This window comes from Kitasatospora sp. NPDC094019 (assembly GCF_044764505.1).
Lineage (GTDB): Bacteria > Actinomycetota > Actinomycetes > Streptomycetales > Streptomycetaceae > Kitasatospora.
Genome location: NZ_JBIWIF010000001.1, coordinates 1014160 through 1036460 on the forward strand (window position 1 = coordinate 1014160; position 22301 = coordinate 1036460).

Here is a 22301-nt window from a genome sequence, read left to right on the forward strand (position 1 = left end):
GCCCCTGCGGCGGGCCCGGCCGGCCCTCGCCCCGGCGGCCGCCCGGCCGCTCAGTAGGGGTGGACGCCGCCCAGTTGCGGGGGCGGGCCGGCGAAGCCCTCGGCGACCCGCTTGTGGTAGGTCGCCCGGTCGACCACCTCCAGGCCGACGATCTCCCACGGCGGCAGCTTGGCCGTCGCCTTGTGCTCGCCCCACAGCCGCAGCGCGATCGCGGCCGCGTCGTGCAGGTCCCGGGCCTGCTCCCAGTAGCGGATCTCGGCGTGGTCGGCGGCGTAGCGGGCGGTCAGGAAGAAGGAGTGGTCGTGCGCCAGTCGCTCCAGCCCGGCCCTCAGCTCGGACAGCGGGGTGACCGGCCCGGCCACGCTGAGCACCACGTGCCACAGCCGGGCCTGGTCGGGCGCCGCGGGCGGTTCGGCCGCGGTGTGCCGCTCCGTCGGGAGCCGGCGGACCGTGCCGGGACCCTCCGGCGGACCGGACGGTCCGGCGGGGCCGTCGTCCCCGCCGCCGTCGATGCTGGTCAGCCGGCGGCCCGCGGTTCCTCCGGTCAGCGCTGCCTCGCGCCTGCGTTCCACCGGCGGCCTCCTGTTCGGCGATGTCGTGTCGTCGTGCCCGCCGGCCCCGGCCGACGCGGTTCCGACCGCGCCCCTCCTCGCCCGTGGCCGGGCGTGCTCCCCGCGCGGAGCCGCCCCTCTCCCCGGCGGTCCGACGGCGGGTCAGCCGCGCAGGACGACCAGGTCGTCGCGGTGGACGACCTCCCGCTCGTAGGCGGCGCCGAACTCCTGGGCCAGGTCCCGGGTGGACCGGCCGAGCAGGCGGGGCAACTCCCTCGCATCAAAGTTGACCAGTCCGCGCGCCACGATGTGGCCGTTTTCGGCAAGAAGGTCCACCGGATCGCCCGCGGCGAACTCGCCGTCGACCTTGGTGACCCCGGCGGGCAGCAGTGAGGCGCCGCCGGAGACCACGGCCTCGACGGCCCCGGCGTCCAGGTGCAGGGTGCCGCGCGGGCTGCTGGCGTGGGCGAGCCAGAGCATCCGGTCGGAGGAGCGGCTGCCGGTGCGCAGGAACAGGGTGCCGGTGGGGCGGCCGGCGAGGGCGTCGGCGGCGTGGCTGGCGGCGGTGAGGACGACCGGGATGCCGGCGCCGGTCGCGATCCGGGCGGCCTCGACCTTGGTGACCATGCCGCCGGTGCCGACGCCCGCCTTGCCGGCGCTGCCGATCTCGACGCCGTCGAGGTCGTGCGGGCCGGTGACCCGGGCGATCCGGCTGGTGCCGGGGCGGCTGGGGTCGCCGTCGTAGAGCCCGTCGACGTCGGAGAGCAGCACCAGCAGGTCGGCGCGGACGAGGTGGGCGACGAGCGCGGCCAGCCGGTCGTTGTCACCGAATTTGATTTCGGCGGTGGCGACGGTGTCGTTCTCGTTGACGACCGGCATCGCGCCCATCGCCAGCAGCTGGTCCAGGGTGCGGTAGGCGTTGCGGTAGTGGGCGCGCCGGCTGGCGTCCTCGGCGGTGAGCAGGACCTGGCCGACGCGCAGGCCGTAGCGGGCGAAGGAGGCGGTGTAGCGGGCGATCAGCAGGCCCTGGCCGACGCTGGCGGCGGCCTGCTGACGGGCGAGGTCCTTGGGCCGCCGCTCCAGGCCGAGCGGGGCGAGGCCGGCGGCGATGGCGCCGGAGGAGACGAGCACCACCTCGGGGGCGTCCGGGCGGTTGCGGACCTTGGCGAGCGCGTCGACGAGGGCGTCCACCCGGTCGGCGTCGATGCCGCCGGCGGCGGTGGTGAGCGAGGAGGAGCCGACCTTGACGACGATGCGCCGGGCGGTCAGCACCTCCGCCCGCAGTTCGTCCTCGCTCATCTCGGGTCCCGCCCTTCCGGTGTGGTGCGCTGGCGGCGGGCCCGGCCCGGCCGTGTTCCCCGCAATCTACGCGATCGGGGCGGTCGTCCCGCACCCCGTTCCGGCCCCCGGACGGCCTCCGGACGGCGCGCGGGACGCGGTGCCGGAGGGGCCCGCCGCGACCGGCGCGCCGTCAACGCGCGAGCCCCCGACGCCCGTTGAACGGGTGACGGGGGCTCGCGACGGGTGCGACGGGGCGTCAGTTCTCCTCGTCGTCGCCCTCGATGGCGGCCTGGCGGCCGCTGGAGAGCGCCTCGAAGGCGAGGTACTCGGCCTCGGCGGAGTCCCGGTTCTTCTGCTTCTCGCGGCGGCGGTCGACGGCCGGACGCTGGGTCTCCATCCGGTGGTCCTCGCCGCGGCGGCCGAGCATCTCGGCACCGGCGGCCATGGTCGGCTCCCAGTCGAAGACGACGGAGTTCTCGTCCGAGCCGATGACGACGGTGTCGCCCTCGTGCGCGCCGACCTTCCACAACTTGTCCTCGACGCCGAGGCGGGCCAGCCGGTCGGCGAGGTAGCCGACGGCCTCGTCGTTGGAGAAGTCGGTCTGGCGGACCCAGCGCTCCGGCTTGACGCCGCGGATGCGGTAGGCGCCGTCCTCCTCGGTGATGGTGAAGCCCTCCTCGTCGACGGCGGCGGGCCGCAGCACGATCCGGGTGGACTCCTCCAGCGGCTTGGCCGCGCGGGCCTCGCCGACGATCTGCGCCATGGCGAAGCTGAGTTCGCGCAGACCCTTGCGGGAGGCGGCCGACACCTCGAAGACCCGGTAGCCGCGCTCCTCCAGGGAGGCGCGGGTCAGGTCCGCGATGTCCTGGCCGTCCGGCACGTCGACCTTGTTGAGGGCGACCAGCCGCGGGCGGTCGTCGAGGCCGCCGTACTCGGCGAGTTCGGCCTCGATGGTCTCCAGGTCGGTCAGCGGGTCGCGGCCGGGCTCCAGGGTGGCGCAGTCCAGCACGTGGACGAGGACGGAGCAGCGCTCGACGTGGCGCAGGAACTCCAGGCCCAGGCCGCGGCCCTGACTGGCGCCGGGGATGAGGCCGGGGACGTCGGCGATGGTGTAGACGGTCTCGCCGGCGGTGACCACCCCGAGGTTGGGGATCAGGGTGGTGAAGGGGTAGTCGGCGATCTTCGGCTTCGCGGCGGAGAGCACGGAGATCAGCGAGGACTTGCCGGCGCTCGGGTAGCCGACCAGCGCGACGTCGGCGACGGACTTGAGCTCCATGACGATGTCACGGGCGTCGCCGGGCTCGCCGAGCAGCGCGAAGCCGGGCGCCTTGCGGCGGGCGGAGGCGAGCGTGGCGTTGCCGAGGCCGCCGCGGCCGCCCTGGGCCGCGACGAAGCTGGTGCCGTGGCCGACCAGGTCGGCGAGCACGTTGCCCTCGCGGTCCAGCACGACGGTGCCGTCCGGTACGAAGAGGACGAGGTCCTGGCCCAGCGCGCCGGTGCGGTGGCCGCCGGCGCCGGGCTTGCCGTTGCCGGCCTTGCGCTTGGGCGAGTGGTGGTATTCGAGCAGGGTGGTGACCTGCGCGTCGACGGTGAGCACGACACTGCCGCCGTCTCCACCGTTACCGCCGTCCGGGCCGCCGAGCGGCTTGAACTTCTCGCGGTGCACGGAGGCGCAGCCGTGGCCCCCGTTGCCCGCGGCGACATGAAGTTCGACGCGGTCCACGAAGGTGGTCATGGGTGTGCCTCCAGTACGAAGAAGTCAGTGTTCTACCTGCGTAAAGCATGAAGGGTGGACCGGAACATTCCGGCCCACCCTTCATTGTGAGTCTGGTGTGACTCAGACCTCGACGGCCACGATGTTGACGACCTTGCGGCCGCGGCGGGTGCCGAACTGCACAGCACCGGCGGTCAGCGCGAACAGGGTGTCGTCGCCACCGCGGCCGACACCGGCACCCGGGTGGAAGTGGGTGCCGCGCTGGCGGACGATGATCTCGCCGGCGGAGACGACCTGGCCGCCGAAGCGCTTCACGCCGAGGCGCTGGGCGTTCGAGTCACGGCCGTTACGAGTAGAGCTTGCGCCCTTCTTGTGTGCCATTTTTCGCTATCCCCTTACTTGCTGACCGAGTCGATGCTGGTGATGCGCACCGCGGTGTGACGCTGGCGGTGACCCTGACGGCGGCGGTAGCCCGTCTTGTTCTTGTAGCGCAGGATGATGATCTTGTCGCCCTTGGTCTGGTCGACAACCTCGGCGTGAGCCTTCACGCCGGCCAGCACCCACGGGTCGGAGGTGACGGCCTCGCCGTCGACCACCAGGATGGTGGAGAGCTCCACCGAGTCACCCGGCTTGGCCTCGATACGGTCGATCTCCAGCACGTCGCCGACGGCGACCTTGTGCTGGCGGCCGCCTGCGCGAACGATCGCGTACATGCGGTACCTACTTTCCCAACTCGGTCGGAACTCTCGATGCCAGCCACCTGGGTACGGACACAGGGGCCTCCCCCGTCCCCCCTCGCGGGGAGCCGTCCTCTTGCGAGGACCGGGAGGTGATGTGCTCGGGAGCAATGGCGTAGACACGCCAGTGGTCAAGAATACGGGCCGGTCGCCGCAGGGGCAAACCGGCCCGTACGGAGCCCCGGGCGGAGGGTTTCCGCCCGGGGCCCGGGGCCTACTCGGCCGCCGTATCACCCTCGGCGGACGCTGCCTTCTTGGCCGCCGCGCTCGTCCGCTTGGTGGCGGTCTTGCGGGCGGTGGTCTTCTTGGCCGCCGTCGTCGTCTTCTTGGCGGCGGCGGCGGTGGTCTTCTTGGCGGCGGTCTTGCGGACCGCCCGCTTCTTCGGCGCCGGCGCCTCCTCGGCGGGCTCCTCGGTCGCGTCCGGACCGGCCTCGGTCCCGGCGGCCGCGTCGGCCTCCGGCGCCTCGACGACGGCCGGCTCGGCCACCGCCTCGGCCGGGGCCGGCTCGACCCGGGTCTCCTCGACCGGGGCCGGCTCGGCCTGCGGCTCCTCGGCCGGGGCCTGCGCCGCCGGGGAGACGGCCGCCAGGGCCGACTCCAGGGCCGCCTCGGCCTTGGCCTGCAGCACCACGATCTCCGCCCCGGCCGGCGCACCGGCCGGAGCCGTCGCCTTGCGGACCGCCCGACGGCGGGGCCGTCCGGCAGGAGCGGCCGTCGCGGCGGCCGGAGCCTCCGCCGGGGCCTCGACGGCGACCGGCTCGACGGCGACCGGCTCGGCCTCGGCCTCGCCCGGCACCTCGATCGCCAGCTGGCCCTCGATCTCCTCGCGGACCGGCGCGGACTCGACGATCTCGAAGAGCTCCTCGACCTCGTCGGCCTCGTCGAGCGGAACGACCTCGGCCGACTCGACGGCCTGCGACTCCTCGTTCCCGGCGCCGCCCTTGCCCCGGCGCCGGCGCTTGCCGCCGCCCGTGCCCGCCTCGACGACGGCCGCGCCGCCACCGGTGTGGGCGTGGGCGTGCGAGCCCGGCTGCTCCATGTGGACGATCACGCCGCGGCCGTTGCAGTGCACGCAGGGCTCGGAGAAGGACTCCAGCAGGCCCTGGCCGACCCGCTTGCGGGTCATCTGGACCAGGCCCAGCGAGGTGACCTCCGCCACCTGGTGCTTGGTCCGGTCCCGGCCCAGGCACTCCAGCAGACGGCGCAGCACCAGGTCGCGGTTGGACTCCAGGACCATGTCGATGAAGTCGATCACGATGATGCCGCCGAGGTCGCGCAGCCGCAGCTGGCGCACGATCTCCTCGGCCGCCTCGATGTTGTTCCGGGTGACCGTCTCCTCCAGGTTGCCGCCCTGGCCGACGAACTTCCCGGTGTTGACGTCGACGACGATCATCGCCTCGGTGCGGTCGATCACCAGCGAGCCGCCGCTGGGCAGCCAGACCTTGCGGTCCAGCGCCTTCATCAGCTGCTCGTCGATCCGGTAGGTGGCGAACACGTCCACCTCGGAGGTCCACCGCTGGAGCCGTCCGGCGAGGTCCGGGGCCACGTTGGCGACGTAGTCGTGGATGGTGCTCCACGCCTCGTTGCCGGAGACGATGACCTTGGTGAAGTCCTCGTTGAAGATGTCGCGGACGACCCGGACGGTCATGTCCGGCTCGCCGTAGAGCAGCGCCGGGGCGTTGCCGGTCGCGGCCTTCTTCCGGATGTCCTCCCACTGCTGCTGGAGGCGCTGGACGTCGCGGGTCAGCTCGTCCTCGGAGGCGCCCTCGGCGGCGGTGCGCACGATGACGCCCGCGTCGTCCGGGACGATCTTCTTGAGGATCTGCTTCAGACGGGCGCGCTCGTTCTCCGGCAGCTTGCGGGAGATGCCGGTCATCGAGCCCTCGGGCACGTAGACCAGGTAGCGGCCCGGCAGCGAGATCTGGCTGGTCAGGCGAGCGCCCTTGTGGCCGATCGGGTCCTTGGAGACCTGGACCAGCACGGACTGGCCGGACTTCAGCACCGACTCGATCCGGCGCGGGCCGCCGTGGCCGCCGAGCGCGCCGAAGTTGACCTCACCGGCGTACAGGACGGCGTTGCGGCCCTTGCCGATGTCGACGAACGCGGCCTCCATCGACGGCAGCACGTTCTGGACCTTGCCCAGGTAGACGTTGCCGACGTACGAGGTGGCCTGCTCCTTGTTGACGTAGTGCTCGACGAGCACGCCGTCCTCAAGGACGCCGATCTGGGTGCGCTGGCCGTTCTGACGCACCACCATGACCCGCTCGACCGACTCGCGGCGGGCGAGGAACTCGGCCTCGGTGATGATCGGCACCCGGCGGCGGCCCAGCTCGCGGCCCTCGCGGCGGCGCTGCTTCTTGGCCTCCAGGCGGGTGGAGCCCTTGATGGACTGCACCTCGTCCGGGTCGAACGACGGCTCGGTGGAGCGGCGGCGCGGCTCGCGCACCTTCACCACGGTGCGGACGCCGTCCTCGGTGGTCTCCGCGACCTCCACGGCGCCGGCCTCGCCGCTGCGGCGGCGACGGCGACGGCGGCGGCGCGAGGAGGACAGGCCGGCGGCCAGGTCGTCGTCGTCCTCGTCGTCCTCGTCGACGGCCGCGACGGGCTCCTCGACAGCGGACCGCTCGGTCTCGGGGGCCTCGGCCTCGCCCTCCTCGGCCTCACCGCGACGGCGGCGGCGGCCGCCCCGGCGGCGGCGGCGCGACGGGCGACCGTCCTCCCACTCGTCCTCGGCCTCGGGGCCGGTGGCGGGGGCCGCGACGGCCGGGGCCTCCACGGCGGCGGGCGCCTCGGCCACGACCGGCGCCTTGACGGCGGCCGGGGCCTTGGCGGCGGGCGCCTGGGCCTTGGCGGCAGGGGCCTCGGCCTTGGCGGCGGGGGCCTCGGCCGACCGCGCCACGGCGGAGCCGCGCTTGCCCCGGGCCGGGGTCTGCACCCGCACCGAGGTGCGGACGCGGCGACGGCGGCCGACACCGCTGTACTCGAACTCCTCCTCCTGGTGCGACGCGGCCGGGGCGGGCTCCGCCTCGACGGCGGCCGGCCGCGCGGCGGCGGGAGCGGGAGCGGAGGCGGGAACGGCCGGGGCCGCGGCGGCGGCCGGGGCCACCGGAGCGGTCGGGGCGACGAAGGGGGCGGGCTCCTGGAACACCGGAGCCTGGAAGATCGCGGTGGACGGACGGACCGCGCGGCGGCGGACCCGCTGCGGCGGCTCGGAAGCCTCGACGACCGGCGCGGGCGCTTCGACGACGGGGGCCGGGGCGGCCGGCTCCTCGACCGGGGCCTCCTCGACCTCGGGCTCCTCGGCGACCGGCTCCTCGACCACGGGGGCGGCCTCGACCACGCGACGGCGGCGGGGACGGCGCGCGGGCGCGGCCGGCTCCTCCGTGACGGCGGGGGCCTCGACGGCCACCGGCTCCGCCTCGGCGGCGGGCGCCTCGGCCACGGGAGCGGGCTCGACCGCGGGGGCGGCCTCGGGCTCGGCCTTCTTGCGGGTCCGACGGGCCCGGACCGGCTTCTCCGCCGGCTCCGCCTCGGTCTTGGCGGCCTTCTCGGCCTTGGGGGCCTTCGCCGCCTTCGCGGCGGCGGCCGGGGCCGGCTCGGCCTCCGGCGCGGTGACCACGATCGAGGAGTCCTCGGGCGCCCCGGCGGGCGCCTCGGCCCGCTTGCGGGTGCGGCGGGCCCGGACCGGCTTCTCCGCCGCCGGCTCGGCGGCGGGCGCCTCGGCCGGACGGGTGGCCTCGGCCTCGGCCGGGACGACCGTCTCGGCGGCGGCGTCGGCCGCGCCCTGCGGCGCTCCGGCCGGGCGGGACACGGCGCGGCGGCGTCGACGCGGCGGCGCGGCGGACGCGCCGTCCCCGCCGTTCGCGGCGGCGTCGTTCGGTTCCGTTGCCGCGGGCTGCTGCGGATCGGTGTTATCGAGCATGCGGGTGGATCTCCCGTCAGGCCCCCGGGCTCCGCATCCGGGCACGGCACGGCACCGGTGGCCGGCCGGCATCACGAGGATGCTCGGCCCGGACCCTCTCACGGTGCCGCCGCGCGGACGCGAGGCCGCACAGGGGCTCGTAGTCTCGCTCGGCGCCCCGCCCTCGGCGGGGTGTCGAAAGTCTTCTGGTCTGACCAGTCTTCTGAGGTTTTCCCAAGCTGCGCCGTCCCCCAACCCCGGGTGGCTCCCGGACGGGGGCCTCGGGCCCACCGACCATCGGGGTCGGCGGGCCGCAAGAGGCCGGCTTGTGCTTCGACGACGCTCGCTCCCCTGGGGAGCAGCGGGGGCCCGGAGGACCAGCGGATCCAGTGGGGAACTGGACCCGGCCTCCGCCCGCTAGGCGGACGCGGTTGCGCGCGGCTCGCCGGCCGCCACTGGGCCGGCCTGGGCCGCGGCGCGGTCGAGCGCCAACGGGTCGGTCACCGTGCCGGTCTCCTCGTCGAGCGGCCCCTGCGCCAGCCTGGTCACCTCTGCGGGGACCGGCGGCGCCAGGTCGGCCGTCACACGGAGACCGGACAACACGTCGTCGGGTCGTACGGCGGGTGTGGCGTGTCGTACTACCAGCCGCAGTATCGCACAGGGACGCCCGGTCCGAACATCGCGGGCCTCTTCGCCCTCCGTGTCCGTACCGCCGTCGACCTGCGACGGGAGGAGTTCGAGAGCCGCCACCGCTCCGCGCGCGTCGAAGACCCGCAGACCGTTCTTGGTGAGGCGTTCGACCTCGACCCGCTCCGCGGCGAGGAAGAGGGCGACCGCGCGGGCCGCCTCCCCCGGCTCGACGTCGTCGAGCCGTACCTGCCACTCGGAGGCTTCGAGGCGCTCCACGAAGTTGGGCGTCCGCACCTCGACCGCGTCGATCACGTCCAGGCCCGCGGGCAGCGACTCGTCCAGTTGGACGCGCAGCTCCTCCGGGTCCCGGTGGGCCGCGAGGCCGATCTCCAGGTACTCCGCCTCGCTGGCCACACCGGTCGGCGCGGCATTGGCGTAGGACACCTTGGGGTGCGGGGTGAAGCCGGCCGAGTAGGCCATCGGCACCACCGACCGGCGCAGGGCGCGCTCGAAGGCGCGCTGGAAGTCGCGGTGGCTGGTGAAGCGGAGCCGGCCGCGCTTGGTGTAGCGGAGACGAATCCGCTGCACCGTCGGCGCGGGCGGCGGACCGTCGGGCGTACGGCGTGCCAGGGTCGCTCAGTCCTTCGTCAGTGGTCCCCGTCCGCGGCGGCGGCGATTTCCCGCCACTGTCCGGACTCTTTCACCTCAAAGGGTACGCGCCCCCGCCCACCCCTCGCTCCGCCCCCACCCACCCCGAACGCCGGGCGCCCCCGCCGGACGGATCCGACGGGGGCCCCGAAAACCCGGTCCGACTACTTGTTCACCACGGTGAGCGGGAGCATCTTCTTGCCGGTGGGACCGATTTGGATGGCCGTGTCCATCTGGGGGCACACGCCGCAGTCGAAGCAAGGGGTCCAGCGGCAGTCGTCGACCTCGACCTCCTCCAGGGCGTCCTGCCAGTCCTCCCACAGCCAGTCCTTGTCGAGGCCGCTGTCCAGGTGGTCCCAGGGCAGGACCTCCTCGTAGCCGCGCTCGCGGGTGGTGTACCAGTCGACGTCGACGCCGGTGCCGGCCAGGCCCTTCTCGGCGGACGCCATCCAGCGGTCGTAGGAGAAGTGCTCGCGCCAGCCGTCGAAGCGGCCGCCGTCCTCGTAGACCGCGCGGATGACCGCGCCGACCCGGCGGTCGCCGCGGGAGAGCAGGCCCTCGACGATGCCGGGCTTGCCGTCGTGGTAGCGGTAGCCGATGTTCTTGCCGTACTTGCGGTCGCCGCGGATCGAGTCGCGCAGCTTGGCCAGGCGGGCGTCGGTGGCCTCGGCGGACAGCTGCGGGGCCCACTGGAACGGGGTGTGCGGCTTGGGCACGAACCCACCGATGGAGACGGTGCAGCGGATGTCGTTCTGGCCGGTGACCTCGCGGCCCTTCTGGATGACGTTCTTCGCCATCTCGCCGATCTGGAGCACGTCCTCGTCGGTCTCGGTGGGCAGGCCGCACATGAAGTACAGCTTCACCTGGCGCCAGCCGTTGCCGTACGCGGTGGAGACGGTGCGGATCAGGTCCTCCTCCGACACCATCTTGTTGATCACCTTGCGCATGCGCTCGCTGCCGCCCTCGGGGGCGAAGGTGAGCCCGGAGCGGCGGCCATTGCGGCTGAGCTCGTTGGCGAGGTCGATGTTGAAGGCGTCGACGCGGGTGGACGGCAGGGAGAGGCCGACCTTGTCGTCGGTGTAGCGGTCGGCCAGGCCCTTGGCGATGTCACCGATCTCGGTGTGGTCGGCGGAGGACAGCGACAGCAGGCCGACCTCCTCGAAGCCGGTGGCCTTCAGCCCGCGCTCGACCATCTCGCCGATGCCGGTGATGCTTCGCTCCCGCACGGGGCGCGTGATCATGCCGGCCTGGCAGAAACGGCAGCCGCGGGTGCAGCCGCGGAAGATCTCCACGGACATCCGCTCGTGCACGGTCTCCGCGAGCGGGACGAGCGGCTGCTTCGGGTAGGGCCACTCGTCGAGGTCCATCACGGTGTGCTTGGAGACCCGCCACGGCACGCCGGGGGCGTTCGGCACGACCCGGGCGATCCGGCCGTCCGCCAGGTACTCGACGTCGTAGAACCTCGGCACGTACACGCCGCCGGTGCGGGCCAGCCGCAGCAGCAGTTCGTCGCGGCCGCCGGGGCGGCCCTCGGCCTTCCACTCCCGGACGATCCTGGTGATGTCGAGCACGGCCTGCTCGCCGTCACCGATCACCGCGCAGTCGATGAAGTCCGCGATCGGCTCGGGGTTGAACGCGGCGTGGCCGCCGGCCAGCACGACCGGGTCGTCCTCGGTGCGGTTCCGGGCCTCCAACGGGATCCCGGCCAGTTCGAGCGCCGCCATCATGTTGGTGTAGCCGAGCTCGGTGGAGAAGGAGAGCCCGAACACGTCGAACGCCTTCACCGGCCGGTGGGCGTCCACGGTGAACTGGGGCACGCCGTGCTCACGCATCAGCGCCTCCAGGTCCGGCCACACGCTGTAGGTGCGCTCGGCGAGGACGCCCTCCTGCTCGTTGAGCACCTCGTACAGGATCATGACGCCCTGGTTGGGCAGGCCCACCTCGTAGGCGTCGGGGTACATGAGCGCCCAGCGGACGTCGCAGGCGTCCCAGTCCTTGACGGTCGAGTTGAGCTCGCCGCCGACGTACTGGATCGGCTTCTGGACGTGCGGGAGGAGAGCCTCCAGGCGTGGGAAGACCGATTCGACAGTCATGAGTACCAGGAACCCTTACGACGTTCGGACCGCCGCGCGCTCAGCGGGGCGACGGCTGGGAGGGGTGACCCTCAAGAGTAGCCGAACCGCCGTGTCCGCCGGGCCCGGGCGAGCACGCCCCGGGGCCGGCCGCACGGCCGGTCGACCGTCCGTGCCGAGGGGTGTACGGACAGGTCCCGGCACGTGAACGCGGCCCCACCGCGGGACCCCGGCGACTGTTGACACGCTCCGAGGCCACGTGCGGTACTGGCAAGGCTCCACCGGAAGGTCCTGTGCGCCCCCCGGGACAAGGGAGTTGGCCGCGCGCGAACCGGCCGTGCCGGGCGGCCCGGCGCGACTCCGCGCCGGACTCCCCGCCCAGGCCCCCGATCGGGCTGCCCCGCCCGCCCCGAGGACAGGAGAGCCATGACCGACACGGGCCGGCGGACGCGCCGGATCGACAGCCCGTGCAACGACACCGAGAGCTACCCGACCGTGGCCCGGGCGATCGCCGCGGCCCGCGGGCTGGCCCGCCGCCACCCCGGCCGCTGCCGGGTGCGCGAGGTGGGCCGTTCCCGCGCCGGACGCCCGCTGGTGCTGCTCTCGGTGGACGGGGGCGAGCACACCGTCCTCGTGGTGGGCGGCCCGCACCCGAACGAGCCGGTCGGCCTCGCCGCCGCCGTCCGGCTGGCCGAGCTGGCGCTCGCGCAACCGCCCCGCCCCGGGGTCGGCTGGCACATCCTGCTCTGCCTGGACCCGGACGGCGCCGCGCTGAACGAGGGCTGGCTGAACGGCCCGCTCACCGCGGCCCGGCACTACGAGCACTTCTTCCGCCCGGCCTTCCACGAGCAGCCCGAACTGCTGCCGCACCCGGACGGCCCGCTCGCCCCGATGCCGGAGAGCCGGGTCCTGACCGGACTGATCGACGAACTGCGCCCGGTGCTCCAGTGCTCGCTGCACGGCGTGGACTTCGGCGGCGCCTTCGTGCAGCTGACCCGGCCGCTGCCGGCCCTGGCCGGGCGCTTCGCCCGTTCGGCGGCCCGCGGCGGCATCCCGCTGGACGTCGACTCCTACGACGCTCTCGGCTGGGCCAGCCCGGCCCCCGGCACCTATCTGATGCCGTCGCCGGGCCGGAGCCGACAGCCCCTCCCGGACCGCCCGGAGCTGTCCACCTGGGCCTACGCGGGGCGCCACGGCGGGACGACGGCCGTGCTGGAGGTCCCGATGTGGGCGGTCGACGCGGTCGGCGACCACCGTCCGGCGCCGGACGTGGCGGCCGCCATGGCGGCCTGCGCGGACCGGCTGCGGTCCCGGGTGGCGGAGCTGACCGCCCTGCTGCCGCAGGTGCCGCCGCACGCGGGGGTGGCGTACGGGCCGCTGCTGCGCTCGGTGGAGTTCAATCTGGCGGTCTGCCCGCCGGTGGTGGACGACTGGCTGGCGAACTGGTCGGCGGCGGCGCTGTCGGTGTCCCGGGTGACCACGGCCCGGATCGTCGCCGAGCGGCTGCCGCTGCGGATCGCCGCGATGCTGCTGCGACTGCTCGCGGACAGCGGCGGCCCGGCGGCGGACGCGGCCCGGGCGCGGGCCCGGGCGGTGGCGGCGGCGAGCCTGGAGGGCCTGCAGCGCCTGGGCACCCGCTGGGTGCCGGTGGAGACCCAGGTCGCCCACCAGACCCGGGCGGTGCTCGCGGCCGCGGACCTGCTGCTGCCCTAGCGCACGCGGCGAGGGCCCGGACGCGCGGTCAGGACCCGGACGTAACGGCGAGAACCCTGACACGCGGCGAGGGCCGGCCCGGACGCTCCCGGACCGGCCCTCGCCGCACCCGCGCGGCCCCGCTCAGGCCGCTATCGGCCGTTGGCTCTGCACCGCCTGGAGCAGCCCGATCGCCACCCAGGTGGAGAACATCGACGACCCTCCGTAGGAGACGAACGGCAGCGGGATGCCGGCCACCGGCATGATGCCCAGGCACATCCCTATGTTCTCGAAGCCCTGGAAGGCGAACCAGGCGACCACTCCGGCCGCCACGATCGTGCCGTACAGGTCGGTGGCGTGGCGGGCGATCCGGCAGCCCCGCCAGAGCACCACGCCCAGCAGCACGATGATCGCCGCGGCGCCGAGGAAGCCCAGTTCCTCCCCGGCGACGGTGAAGACGAAGTCGGTCTGCTGCTCCGGCACGAACTGCCCGGTGGTCTGGGTGCCGTGGAACAGGCCCTTGCCGGTCAGCCCGCCGGAGCCGATCGCGATCCGGGCCTGCGCGGTGTTGTAGCCGACACCGGACGGGTCGAGCGCCGGGTTGGCGAAGGCGGCGAACCGGTCGATCTGGTACTTGCTCAGCACGCCGAGCTTCCAGATCGCGACGCAGCCGCCGACGCCCGCCAGGATCAGCCCGAACACCCAGCGGTTGGCCGCGCCGGAGGCGAGCAGGATGCCCAGCACGATGACGGCCATCACCATCACCGAACCGGCGTCCGGCATCAGCATCACGATGGCCATCGGCAGGGTCGCCCAGACCAGCGCCCGGAACACCGCCTTGTTCGCCGGGAACTCGCGCTCCCCGGCGTCCACCTGGTCGGACATCACCAGCGCCATGGACAGCACGATCGCCAGCTTGGCGAACTCGGCCGGCTGCACGGAGAAGCCGCCGCCCAGCTGGATCCAGGAGTGCTGGCCGTTGATGGTCGAGCCGAGCGGGCTCAGGGTGGCCATCAGCAGCAGGATCACACCGGCGTACAGGAAGGGCACCACGGTGCGGAACCGCCGGCTCCCTATCGCTATCACCACCGCGCACAGCACCGCCCCGACCATGACGTTGGTCAGGTGCCGGAACAGGAAGTACTGCGGGTCGCCGTGGGTGAGGGAGTCGCGCCCCCGGGTGGCCGACCAGACCAGCAGCGAGCTGCCCAGCGAGAGGACGGCCGCCGCGAGCAGCAGTATCCAGTCGATCCGCCACAGCGGGGAGTCCTTGGCCAGCGCCTTGGGCACGCCGCCGCGCCGCGGGGCGAGCCGGAGCTGGCGGTACGAACCGTAGGAGGTCATGCCCGGCCCCTTCCGGTGCTGGAGCGGGTGGGTTCGACCGCGGCCGCGGCTGTCGCGGCGGCGGCGACGGGCACCGGGGTGCCGCCGGACCGGTCCGGGTCCAGGAAGACCCGCGGCGAGCCGTCGGTCACCCCGGGGTCGCCGGCCGGGACGACGGAGCCGGTCGGGAGCGCCGAGCCGGCCGGACCCGCCCCGGCGTCGAAGGACACCGGCTTGATGATCGCGGTGCCGTCCGGGTTGAACTTCGGCAGCTCGGCCTGCGGCTTCGGCAGCAGCGCCTTGCCCTGGTCGATGTTGCCCTTGTCGTCGACGCCGTACAGGGACTGGTAGATCCGGCGGATCGCGTCGCCGGAGCCGCCGGAGCCGGTGCCGCCCTGGCTTATCGTCATCACGACCGCGTAGTCGCGGCTGTAGGTGGTCAGCCACGAGGTGGTCTGCTTGCCCTCGACCTCGGCGGTGCCGGTCTTGGCGTGCAGTTCGATCTTGCCCTGGGGCCAGCCCGCGCCGGTGAACTTCCAGGCGGCGGTACCGCTGGTGACGACGCCGGCGGTGGCCTGGTCGATGTAGCCGAGCAGCTTCTGGTCGCCGGGAAGCCGGCCGTCCTCGTGCGGGGCGATCTCGCGGACGAGATCCCCGCCCGGGCTTATCACGGCCTTGGCGACGGTCGGCCGGTAGAAGGTGCCGCCGTTGGCGAGGGCCGAGTAGATCCGGGCCATCTGGACCGGGGTGACCAGGGTGTCGCCCTGGCCGATCGCGAAGTTGACGGCGTCACCGGCGCGCATCTGGTAGCCGTCGACGCAGTTCTCGCGGGCGATCTGGTCGGAGAAGGTGTTGCCGCCCTTCTCCGCCTGCTTGCACCAGGCGTCCTTGTTGTTGTCGTAGAAGGACTGCTTCCACTGCCGGTCGGGAACCCGGCCGGTGACCTCGCTGGGGAGGTCGATGCCGGTCTTGGCGCCGAGGCCGAACTGGTGGGCGGTCTTGAAGAACCAGTCGCCCGGGTCCTTCTTCGGCTTGATGCCGCCGTCCTTCATCCACTGGTCGTACGCCAGGCCGTAGAAGACGGTGTCGCAGGAGACCTCCAGGGCGCGCTCCAGGGAGATCGCCCCGAAGCTCTCGCTCTCGAAGTTCTTGAACTCGCGGCCGCCGATGGTCATGGCCTTCGGGCAGTCGTAGCGGCCGTCGAGCGAGTAGCCGGCCTGGACGGCGGCGGTGGTGGAGATGACCTTGAAGGTCGAGCCGGGGGCGGACTGACCCTGTATGGCCCGGTTGAGCAGCGGGAAGTTGGACTCCTTGCTGGTCAGCGCCTGGTAGTCCTGGCCGCTGATGCCGCCCTGCCAGAGGTTGGGGTCGTAGGTGGGGGCGCTGGCCATGGCGACGATCCGCCCGGTGTGCACGTCCATCACGACGGCGGCGCCGGAGTCGGCCTCGTAGTTGCGGTTGGTGACCTTGTCGAAGGTCTTCCGGGCGTCGCCCATCGCCTGCGCCAGGTTGTCCTCGACGACCTTCTGCACCTTGGCGTCGATGCTGGTCACCAGGTTGTTGCCGGTCTGCGGGAGGGCCTGGTCGGCGGTGCCGATGACCCGGCCGAGGTTGTCGACCTCCAGCTTGGTGATGCCGGCGGTGCCGCGCAGGTCGCGGTCGTAGACGGACTCCAGTCCGGCCCGGCCGATCTGGTCGGCCGGCAGGTAGCGGTCGAGGCCGGCCTTGTCGGCGGTCCTGGAGACCTCGTCGTCGGTGACCGGCGAGAGGTAGCCGAGCACCTGGGCGAGGTTGGCGCCCTCGGCGCCGGTGTAGTGGCGCACGGCGGTGGGCTGGGCGGTGATCCCGGGGAAGTCCTCGCGGCGTTCCATTATCTGCATCGCCTGCTGGGTGGTCGCCTCCTTGGTGACCGGGATCGGCTGGTACGGAGAACCGTTCCAGCAGGGCTGCGGCGTCTTGGCGTCGCAGAGCCGGACCTTCTCCTGGACGTCCTTGGCGGGCATCCCGAGCACCTCGGCGAGCCGGGTCAGCACCGCCTTGCCGGCGTCCTTCTGCTGGAGCAGCGAGGTGCGGCTGACGGAGACGACCAGCTTGGTCTCGTTCCCGGCGAGGATGCGGCCGGAGGCGTCCAGGATCTCGCCGCGGACGGCCGGTTCGACCACCTCGCGGATGTGGTTGCCGGTCGCCTTGGCGGTGTAGACGCTGGCGTTGCGGATCTGCAGGTACCAGAGGCGCCCGCCGAGGGTGGCGAGCAGCGAGAGCACAAGGATCTGCAGCACCACCAGACGGATCGTCACCCGCCGGGTTCGGCCGGTCTCGGGGATGTTGCTCACGTCTCGTGCGCTCCAAAACTGAACAGGGCGGGCGGGCTGGTCTGGGCCGGGGCTACGGGCGCTTTCCCGCGCCGAGCAGGCGCTTCTTGCGGTATCCCGGTCCGGTCGCGGCCTCGCGGGTGGTGCGGTAGCGGGCGAGGCTGCCGAGGCCGGGGCCGCCCTCGTCGTCGTCGGCGACCGACAGCGGGTCCTTGCCGAAGCGGCGTCCGGCCAGCATCACGGCGGGTACCACGAAGGGGGCGAGCAGGAGGTCGTAGAGCAGGGCGGTGACGACGAGCTGGCCGAGTCCGACGTGCCGGGCGGCGGTGTCGCCGACGAGGGCGCCGACCATCGCGTACAGCAGGGTGGAGGCGACGGCGGCGACGGCGACCACGAGCAGCGCGCTGGAGACCGAGCGCTGGCGGCCGTGCTCGGGGCGCAGCAGTCCGGCGGCGTAGCCCATCAGGCAGAGCACCAGCGCGTAGCGGCCGATGGCGTGGTCCGAGGGCGGGGCGAGGTCGGCCAGCAGGCCGGCCGCGAAGCCGACCAGGCAGCCGCCGGTGGGGCCGTAGACGAGGGCGAGGCCGACGACGACGAGCAGCAGTATGTCCGGGGTCGCTCCGGGCAGTTGCAGTCGGCCGAAGACGCTGACCTGGAGCAGCAGTCCGAGCAGGATCAGGACCGCGGAGACGGGGATGCGGGCGAGGCGCATGGCTCAGTTCCCCCCAGTGGGCTTGGCGGGCGGGGCGGCGGCGGCCGGCGCGGCGGGTGCCGCGGGGGCGGCGGGTGCGGCCGGGGCCTGGCCCTGGGCGGTCGGCGCGGGGGCGGGCGGCAGGACGGCGTCGCGCGGGTCGGTGCGGGGCGGGACGACGACGACGCCGACCAGGTCCAGCCGGGTGAACTGGACGAAGGGCTCGACCAGGACGGTCTTGGTGAGCTGTCCGGGGGTGGCCTCGACCTGGACGACCCGGCCGACCGGGACGCCGGGGACGAACGGGCGGCCGCTCTGGGAGCCGAAGGTGACCAGTCGGTCGCCCTCCTTGACCTGGGCCTTGCCGTTGAGCAGGGAGACCTTCATGGCGCTGGTGCCGCCGCCGGCGGCGAAGCCGATCTCGCCGGTGCCCTCCAGCCGGGTGCCGGCGGTGAAGCCGGGGTCGGAGGCGAGCAGCACGGTGGAGGTGGTGGGGGCGACGGTGGTGATCCGGCCCACCAGGCCCTGGCCGTTGACGACGGTCATGTCGCGGGTGAGTCCGTCGTCGCTGCCGGCGTCGATGGTGATGGTCCAGGAGAAGCCCTGGGCCGGGCCGATCGCGATGGTCTGGGCGGCCTTGACGGTGTAGCCGCCGGCGCCGGCGGTGCGCAGCAGGTCGTCGAGTTGCTTGGTGCGCCCGCCCGCCATGTCGGAGGAGGCCAGCTTCTGCCGGAGTTCGGTGTTCTCGCGGGCGAGCTGGTCGGTGCGGCCGCTGTCGGAGGCGGCGTCGCGGAAGGCGCGGACGGTGTCGGCGACCGGGTCGACCGCGCTGGCGGCTCCGCGTTCGACCGGGCCGAGGACGGTGGCGGCGGCGCGCCGGGCGCCGCCGAGCGGTGAGCTCTCGCCGCCCTTGATGTCGACGGTGATCAGTGCGAACGCGATGGCCACCAGCAGGATGAGCAGCAGCCGGCTCTCTCGTGTGTCCCTCACGGTGCTGGTACTGCCCCTTCGTGCCCCTGGTCCGCCGGCCCGGGCTGTGGACCCGGGCGGGGACCCGTCGGTTCGGCTGGTGTTCCGGTTCTGCTAACGGCGCGGCGCGGCGTCCAGTACCTGCTGGAGCGCCTCGAACTCCTCGACGCACTTGCCGGAGCCCAGCGCGACGGAGTCGAGCGGGTTCTCGGCGATGTGGATCGGCATGCCGGTCTCGCGGCGCAGTCGCTCGTCCAGGCCGCGGAGCAGGGCGCCGCCGCCGGTGAGCACGATGCCCCGGTCCATGACGTCGCCGGCCAGCTCGGGCGGGCACTGGTCGAGGGTGGTCTTGACCGCGTCGATGATCGAGTTGACCGGTTCGTCGATGGCCTCGCGGACCTCGGCGGCGGAGATGACGACGGTCTTGGGCAGGCCGCTGACGAGGTCGCGGCCGCGGATCTCGGCGTGCTCGTCCTTCTCGCCCTCCAGGCCGAAGGCGGAGCCGATGCTCATCTTGATCTGTTCGGCGCTGCGCTCGCCGAGGAGCAGCGAGTACTCCTTCTTGATGTGCTGGACGATGGCGTTGTCCAGTTCGTCGCCGGCGACCCGGATGGACTGCGCGGTGACGATGCCGCCGAGCGAGATGACGGCGACCTCGGTGGTGCCGCCGCCGATGTCGACGACCATGTTGCCGGTGGGCTCGTGGACCGGGAGTCCGGCGCCGATCGCGGCGGCCATCGGCTCCTCGATGATGTGCACCTGGCGGCAGCCGGCCTGGAGGGAGGCTTCGATGACCGCGCGGCGCTCGACGCCGGTGATGCCGGAGGGGACGCAGACGACGACCCGGGGGCGGGCGAGGAAGCGGCGGCGGTGCACCTTGAGGATGAAGTAGCGCAGCATCCGCTCGGTGATCTCGAAGTCGGCGATGACGCCGTCCTTGAGGGGGCGGATGGCCACGATGTTGCCGGGGGTGCGCCCGATCATCTTCTTGGCCTCGGAGCCGACGGCGAGGATGCCGCCGGTGTTGGTGTTGACCGCGACCACGGACGGCTCGTTGAGGACGATCCCCTTGCCCCTGACGTACACCAGCGTGTTGGCAGTTCCGAGGTCGATCGCCAGGTCGCGGCCGATGAACGACAGGTTGCTCGCCATGGGGTGTGGGTGCCTTCCCGGGCTCGGAGTCATGTGGGGGTGGACGGTGTGCGCGCCCGCAGACGGGCGGCGACCAGCTGAGCTGCCTTACCGGGCCCTTGAGTCGCGTCCATCGTAGTCACGCCGTTCGGCACGGACGTCGACCCGGGGCACGCCGTCCATTGTCCGGGGCGTGATCGCTTCTCAGGGCATTGGGACGTCGTGTCGGAGGGCCTGGTTCCCTATTTCCCGATAAGAATGCCCCGGCCGGGCCAATGGTCCCGGCCGGGGCGTCCCGAAGGTCCCGGTGCTCGCGCGTCAGGCGTGGGCGGGGAAGAAGATCTTGATCTCGCGCTCGGCGGACTCGACCGAGTCGGAGGCGTGGATCAGGTTCTCGCGGGTGATGGTCGCGTAGTCGCCGCGGATGGTGCCGGCCCCGGCGTCCAGCGGGTTGGTGGCGCCGGCCAGCATGCGGATACCGGCGATGACCTCCTCGCCCTCGACGATCAGGGCGATCGACGGGCCGGAGGTCATGAACTCCAGCAGCGGCTCGTAGAACGGGCGGCCGACGTGCTCGGCGTAGTGCTGCTCCAGCGTCGCCCGCTCGAAGGTGCGCAGCTCGGCGGCGGCGAGCCGCCAGCCGGCCTTGCGCTCGATCCGGCTGATGATCTCGCCGGCCAGGCCGCGCTTGACGGCGTCGGGCTTGAGCAGGACGAGAGTGCGCTGGGACACGGGGCGTCTCCTGGGGAAATCGGGTTCGGCGCGCGCACGGGACCGGCGCACGCACGGATCGGCACGCACGCGGATCGGCACGCACGCGCGATTCCGCGTGCGCCGTGCGACTACCGCAGAGGTTACCTTGCGTGAGCGAACGCCCCGGACCCGGTCCGGAGCCCGTCTCAGGCGGCCGCGGCGGCGGTCCGGGCGGCCTTGAGCGTGTCGATCTTCCGGCCGTAGTGCACCGAGCACCACCAGAGGCCGGCGAAGATCACGCCGAGCACGAACATGGTCGGCACCACGAAGCCGCTGGCGATCAGCCCGAGCTGCAGCGCCCAGCCGACGGCCACCGCGCCGGGGCGGGTGATCATGCCGCAGAGCAGGACGCAGAGCACCATGGCGATGCCGCTGACCGTCCACAGGGCGCCGTGGGAGACGTCGGTGAGCTGCATCGCGACCAGGGCCGCGAACAGCACCACGAGGGCCTCGCCGATCAGCGTCGAGGAGCAGAGCGTCCTCATCGTCACTTCCTCCCGAGCAGCAGGCGGGCCTCGCCCACGGTGATGACGGATCCGGTGACCAGCACCCCGGCGCCGCCGAGGTCGCCCTCCTCCTCGGCCAGGGTGACGGCGGCGGCGATGGCGTCGTCCAGCCGGGGTTCGACCTGGACCCGGTCCTCGCCGAAGACCTCGACGGCCAGGGCGGCGAGCTCGTCGACGTCCATCGCGCGGTGGGTGGAGTTCTGGGTGATCACGACCTCGGCGAGGAGCGGCTCGAACGCCTCCAGCAGACCGGCGACGTCCTTGTCGCCGCTGGTGCCGATCACGCCGACGAGCCGGGTGAAGCCGAAGGACTCGCCGATGGCGGTCGCGGTGGCGCGGGCGCCGGCGGGGTTGTGGGCGGCGTCCAGCAGGATGGTGGGGCTGCGCCGGACGACCTCCAGCCGGCCCGGGGAGCTGACGCCGGAGAACGCCTGGCGGACCTTGTCGGCGTCGAGCTGTCCGCCGCGGGCGCCGCCGACGCCGAAGAACGCCTCGACGGCGGCCAGCGCGAGGGCCGCGTTCTGGGCCTGGTGCTCGCCGTGCAGCGGCAGGAAGACGTCCTCGTACTCCTCGCCACCGATCCCGCGCAGCGTCACCAGCTGGCCGCCGATCGCGAGTTCGCGGCGGACGACACCGAACTCCATGCCCTCGCGGGCGACCGTGGCGTCCACCTCGACCGCGCGCCGCAGGATGGTCTGGGCGGCGTCGAGCTGCTGCTGGGCGACGATCGCGACGGCGTCGGGCTTGACGATCCCGGACTTCTCGACGGCGATCTCGCCGGTGGTCCCCCCGAGCTTGTCGGTGTGGTCGAGGCCGATCGGGGTGATCACGGCGACCCCGGCGTCGATGACGTTGGTGGCGTCCCAGGAGCCGCCCATGCCGACCTCGACCACGGCGACGTCCACCGGCGCGTCGGCGAAGGCCGCGTAGGCCATGCCGGTGAGCACCTCGAAGAAGGACATCGCGACCGGCTCGCGCTCGTCGACCATCCGCACGTAGGGCTCGATGTCGCGGTAGACCTCGACGAACCGCTCGGGGCTGATCGGCAGGCCGTCCAGGCTGATCCGCTCGGTGACGCTCTCCACGTGCGGGCTGGTGTAGCGGCCGGTGCGCAGCTCGAAGGTGTTGAACAGCTGCTCGATCATCCGGGCGGTGGAGGTCTTGCCGTTGGTGCCGGTGATGTGGATGGAGGGGAAGGACCGCTGGGGCTGGCCCAGGATGTCCATCAGCGCCTCGATCCGGTCGAGCGAGGGCTCCAGCTTGTTCTCCGGCCAGCGCTCGGAGAGTTCCACCTCGACGTCGCGCAGGGGGTCACCGGTGCCGCCGTCGGCGGGGCGGAGGGTGTACGGGTTCGGGTCGGCCTTGTCGCTCACGTCCACAGTCTACGGAG

17 protein-coding genes are annotated in these 22301 nt (G+C 73.2%); 1 reads left to right on the plus strand and 16 read right to left on the minus strand.

The window, feature by feature from the left end:
- Nucleotides 1-50 precede the first annotated feature (50 nt).
- The 8 genes from ACIQ9P_RS04770 to ACIQ9P_RS04805 all read right to left on the minus strand — a co-directional run bounded on the left by ACIQ9P_RS04770 (nucleotide 51) and on the right by ACIQ9P_RS04805 (nucleotide 11555).
- The gene (locus ACIQ9P_RS04770) at nucleotides 51-572 is read right to left on the minus strand and encodes a hypothetical protein (protein ID WP_402349616.1); all 522 of its coding nucleotides are present in this window, start codon (nucleotides 570-572) and stop codon (nucleotides 51-53) included.
- Nucleotides 573-713: 141 nt separating this feature from the next.
- Nucleotides 714-1850, minus strand: a complete 1137-nt coding sequence (proB, locus tag ACIQ9P_RS04775) for a glutamate 5-kinase (protein WP_402349619.1) — start codon at nucleotides 1848-1850, stop codon at nucleotides 714-716.
- A 238-nt stretch (nucleotides 1851-2088) separates the two neighbouring features.
- Complete coding sequence (gene obgE, locus ACIQ9P_RS04780; protein WP_402349621.1) at nucleotides 2089-3567, minus strand: GTPase ObgE; 1479 nt, start codon at nucleotides 3565-3567, stop codon at nucleotides 2089-2091.
- Nucleotides 3568-3669: 102 nt separating this feature from the next.
- On the minus strand, nucleotides 3670-3927 hold the full coding sequence (rpmA, locus tag ACIQ9P_RS04785) for a 50S ribosomal protein L27 (RefSeq protein WP_402349624.1): 258 nt from the start codon (nucleotides 3925-3927) through the stop codon (nucleotides 3670-3672).
- Between the two features lie 14 nt (nucleotides 3928-3941).
- Entirely contained in the window at nucleotides 3942-4259 is a 318-nt protein-coding gene (gene rplU, locus ACIQ9P_RS04790) for a 50S ribosomal protein L21 (RefSeq protein ID WP_402349627.1), read from the minus strand.
- 238 nt (nucleotides 4260-4497) lie between these two features.
- The gene (locus tag ACIQ9P_RS04795) at nucleotides 4498-8205 is read right to left on the minus strand and encodes an Rne/Rng family ribonuclease (protein ID WP_402349630.1); all 3708 of its coding nucleotides are present in this window, start codon (nucleotides 8203-8205) and stop codon (nucleotides 4498-4500) included.
- Nucleotides 8206-8601: 396 nt separating this feature from the next.
- Nucleotides 8602-9402, minus strand: coding sequence for a TIGR03936 family radical SAM-associated protein (locus ACIQ9P_RS04800; protein ID WP_402349633.1), 801 nt, complete (start codon nucleotides 9400-9402; stop codon nucleotides 8602-8604).
- Between the two features lie 224 nt (nucleotides 9403-9626).
- Nucleotides 9627-11555 carry a TIGR03960 family B12-binding radical SAM protein gene (locus ACIQ9P_RS04805; protein ID WP_402349636.1) on the minus strand — a complete coding sequence of 643 codons (1929 nt, stop codon included), beginning with the start codon at nucleotides 11553-11555 and terminating at the stop codon, nucleotides 9627-9629.
- Between the two features lie 405 nt (nucleotides 11556-11960).
- Between ACIQ9P_RS04805 and ACIQ9P_RS04810 the strand changes: the two genes are divergently transcribed.
- Nucleotides 11961-13247 carry a M14 family zinc carboxypeptidase gene (locus ACIQ9P_RS04810; protein ID WP_402349639.1) on the plus strand — a complete coding sequence of 429 codons (1287 nt, stop codon included), beginning with the start codon at nucleotides 11961-11963 and terminating at the stop codon, nucleotides 13245-13247.
- A gap of 123 nt (nucleotides 13248-13370) precedes the next feature.
- Here ACIQ9P_RS04810 and rodA read toward each other — a convergent pair whose 3' ends face one another.
- From rodA to ACIQ9P_RS04850, 8 genes are all read right to left on the minus strand, one after another.
- Entirely contained in the window at nucleotides 13371-14570 is a 1200-nt protein-coding gene (gene rodA / locus ACIQ9P_RS04815) for a rod shape-determining protein RodA (RefSeq protein ID WP_402349642.1), read from the minus strand.
- The gene (mrdA, locus tag ACIQ9P_RS04820; protein ID WP_402349645.1) at nucleotides 14567-16882 is read right to left on the minus strand and encodes a penicillin-binding protein 2; all 2316 of its coding nucleotides are present in this window, start codon (nucleotides 16880-16882) and stop codon (nucleotides 14567-14569) included. Before mrdA ends, rodA begins: the two co-directional genes overlap by 4 nt.
- A 52-nt stretch (nucleotides 16883-16934) precedes the next feature.
- Nucleotides 16935-17573 carry a rod shape-determining protein MreD gene (gene mreD / locus ACIQ9P_RS04825; RefSeq protein WP_402349647.1) on the minus strand — a complete coding sequence of 213 codons (639 nt, stop codon included), beginning with the start codon at nucleotides 17571-17573 and terminating at the stop codon, nucleotides 16935-16937.
- Between the two features lie 3 nt (nucleotides 17574-17576).
- Nucleotides 17577-18542, minus strand: coding sequence for a rod shape-determining protein MreC (gene mreC, locus ACIQ9P_RS04830; RefSeq protein ID WP_402349650.1), 966 nt, complete (start codon nucleotides 18540-18542; stop codon nucleotides 17577-17579).
- A gap of 93 nt (nucleotides 18543-18635) precedes the next feature.
- Entirely contained in the window at nucleotides 18636-19661 is a 1026-nt protein-coding gene (locus ACIQ9P_RS04835; RefSeq protein WP_030309693.1) for a rod shape-determining protein, read from the minus strand.
- 309 nt (nucleotides 19662-19970) lie between these two features.
- Nucleotides 19971-20384: a nucleoside-diphosphate kinase gene (gene ndk, locus ACIQ9P_RS04840; RefSeq protein ID WP_402349653.1), complete on the minus strand. Its 414-nt coding sequence runs from the start codon at nucleotides 20382-20384 to the stop codon at nucleotides 19971-19973.
- Nucleotides 20385-20551: 167 nt separating this feature from the next.
- On the minus strand, nucleotides 20552-20890 hold the full coding sequence (locus ACIQ9P_RS04845; protein ID WP_402349656.1) for a DUF4233 domain-containing protein: 339 nt from the start codon (nucleotides 20888-20890) through the stop codon (nucleotides 20552-20554).
- A 2-nt stretch (nucleotides 20891-20892) separates the two neighbouring features.
- Nucleotides 20893-22284 carry a bifunctional folylpolyglutamate synthase/dihydrofolate synthase gene (locus tag ACIQ9P_RS04850; protein WP_402349659.1) on the minus strand — a complete coding sequence of 464 codons (1392 nt, stop codon included), beginning with the start codon at nucleotides 22282-22284 and terminating at the stop codon, nucleotides 20893-20895.
- Between the last annotated feature and the right edge of the window lie 17 nt (nucleotides 22285-22301).

Excerpts from the sequence above, each read along its gene's own strand:
- obgE (WP_402349621.1), bottom strand. The coding sequence starts at position 3,567 with ATGACCACCTTCGTGGACCGCGTCGAACTTCATGTCGCCGCGGGCAAC.
- mreD (WP_402349647.1), bottom strand. The coding sequence starts at position 17,573 with ATGCGCCTCGCCCGCATCCCCGTCTCCGCGGTCCTGATCCTGCTCGGA.
- ACIQ9P_RS04810 (WP_402349639.1), top strand. The coding sequence starts at position 11,961 with ATGACCGACACGGGCCGGCGGACGCGCCGGATCGACAGCCCGTGCAAC.
- ACIQ9P_RS04795 (WP_402349630.1), bottom strand. The coding sequence starts at position 8,205 with ATGCTCGATAACACCGATCCGCAGCAGCCCGCGGCAACGGAACCGAAC.
- rpmA (WP_402349624.1), bottom strand. The coding sequence starts at position 3,927 with ATGGCACACAAGAAGGGCGCAAGCTCTACTCGTAACGGCCGTGACTCG.
- ACIQ9P_RS04845 (WP_402349656.1), bottom strand. The coding sequence starts at position 20,890 with ATGAGGACGCTCTGCTCCTCGACGCTGATCGGCGAGGCCCTCGTGGTG.
- rodA (WP_402349642.1), bottom strand. The coding sequence starts at position 14,570 with ATGACCTCCTACGGTTCGTACCGCCAGCTCCGGCTCGCCCCGCGGCGC.
- rplU (WP_402349627.1), bottom strand. The coding sequence starts at position 4,259 with ATGTACGCGATCGTTCGCGCAGGCGGCCGCCAGCACAAGGTCGCCGTC.
- proB (WP_402349619.1), bottom strand. The coding sequence starts at position 1,850 with ATGAGCGAGGACGAACTGCGGGCGGAGGTGCTGACCGCCCGGCGCATC.
- ACIQ9P_RS04805 (WP_402349636.1), bottom strand. The coding sequence starts at position 11,555 with ATGACTGTCGAATCGGTCTTCCCACGCCTGGAGGCTCTCCTCCCGCAC.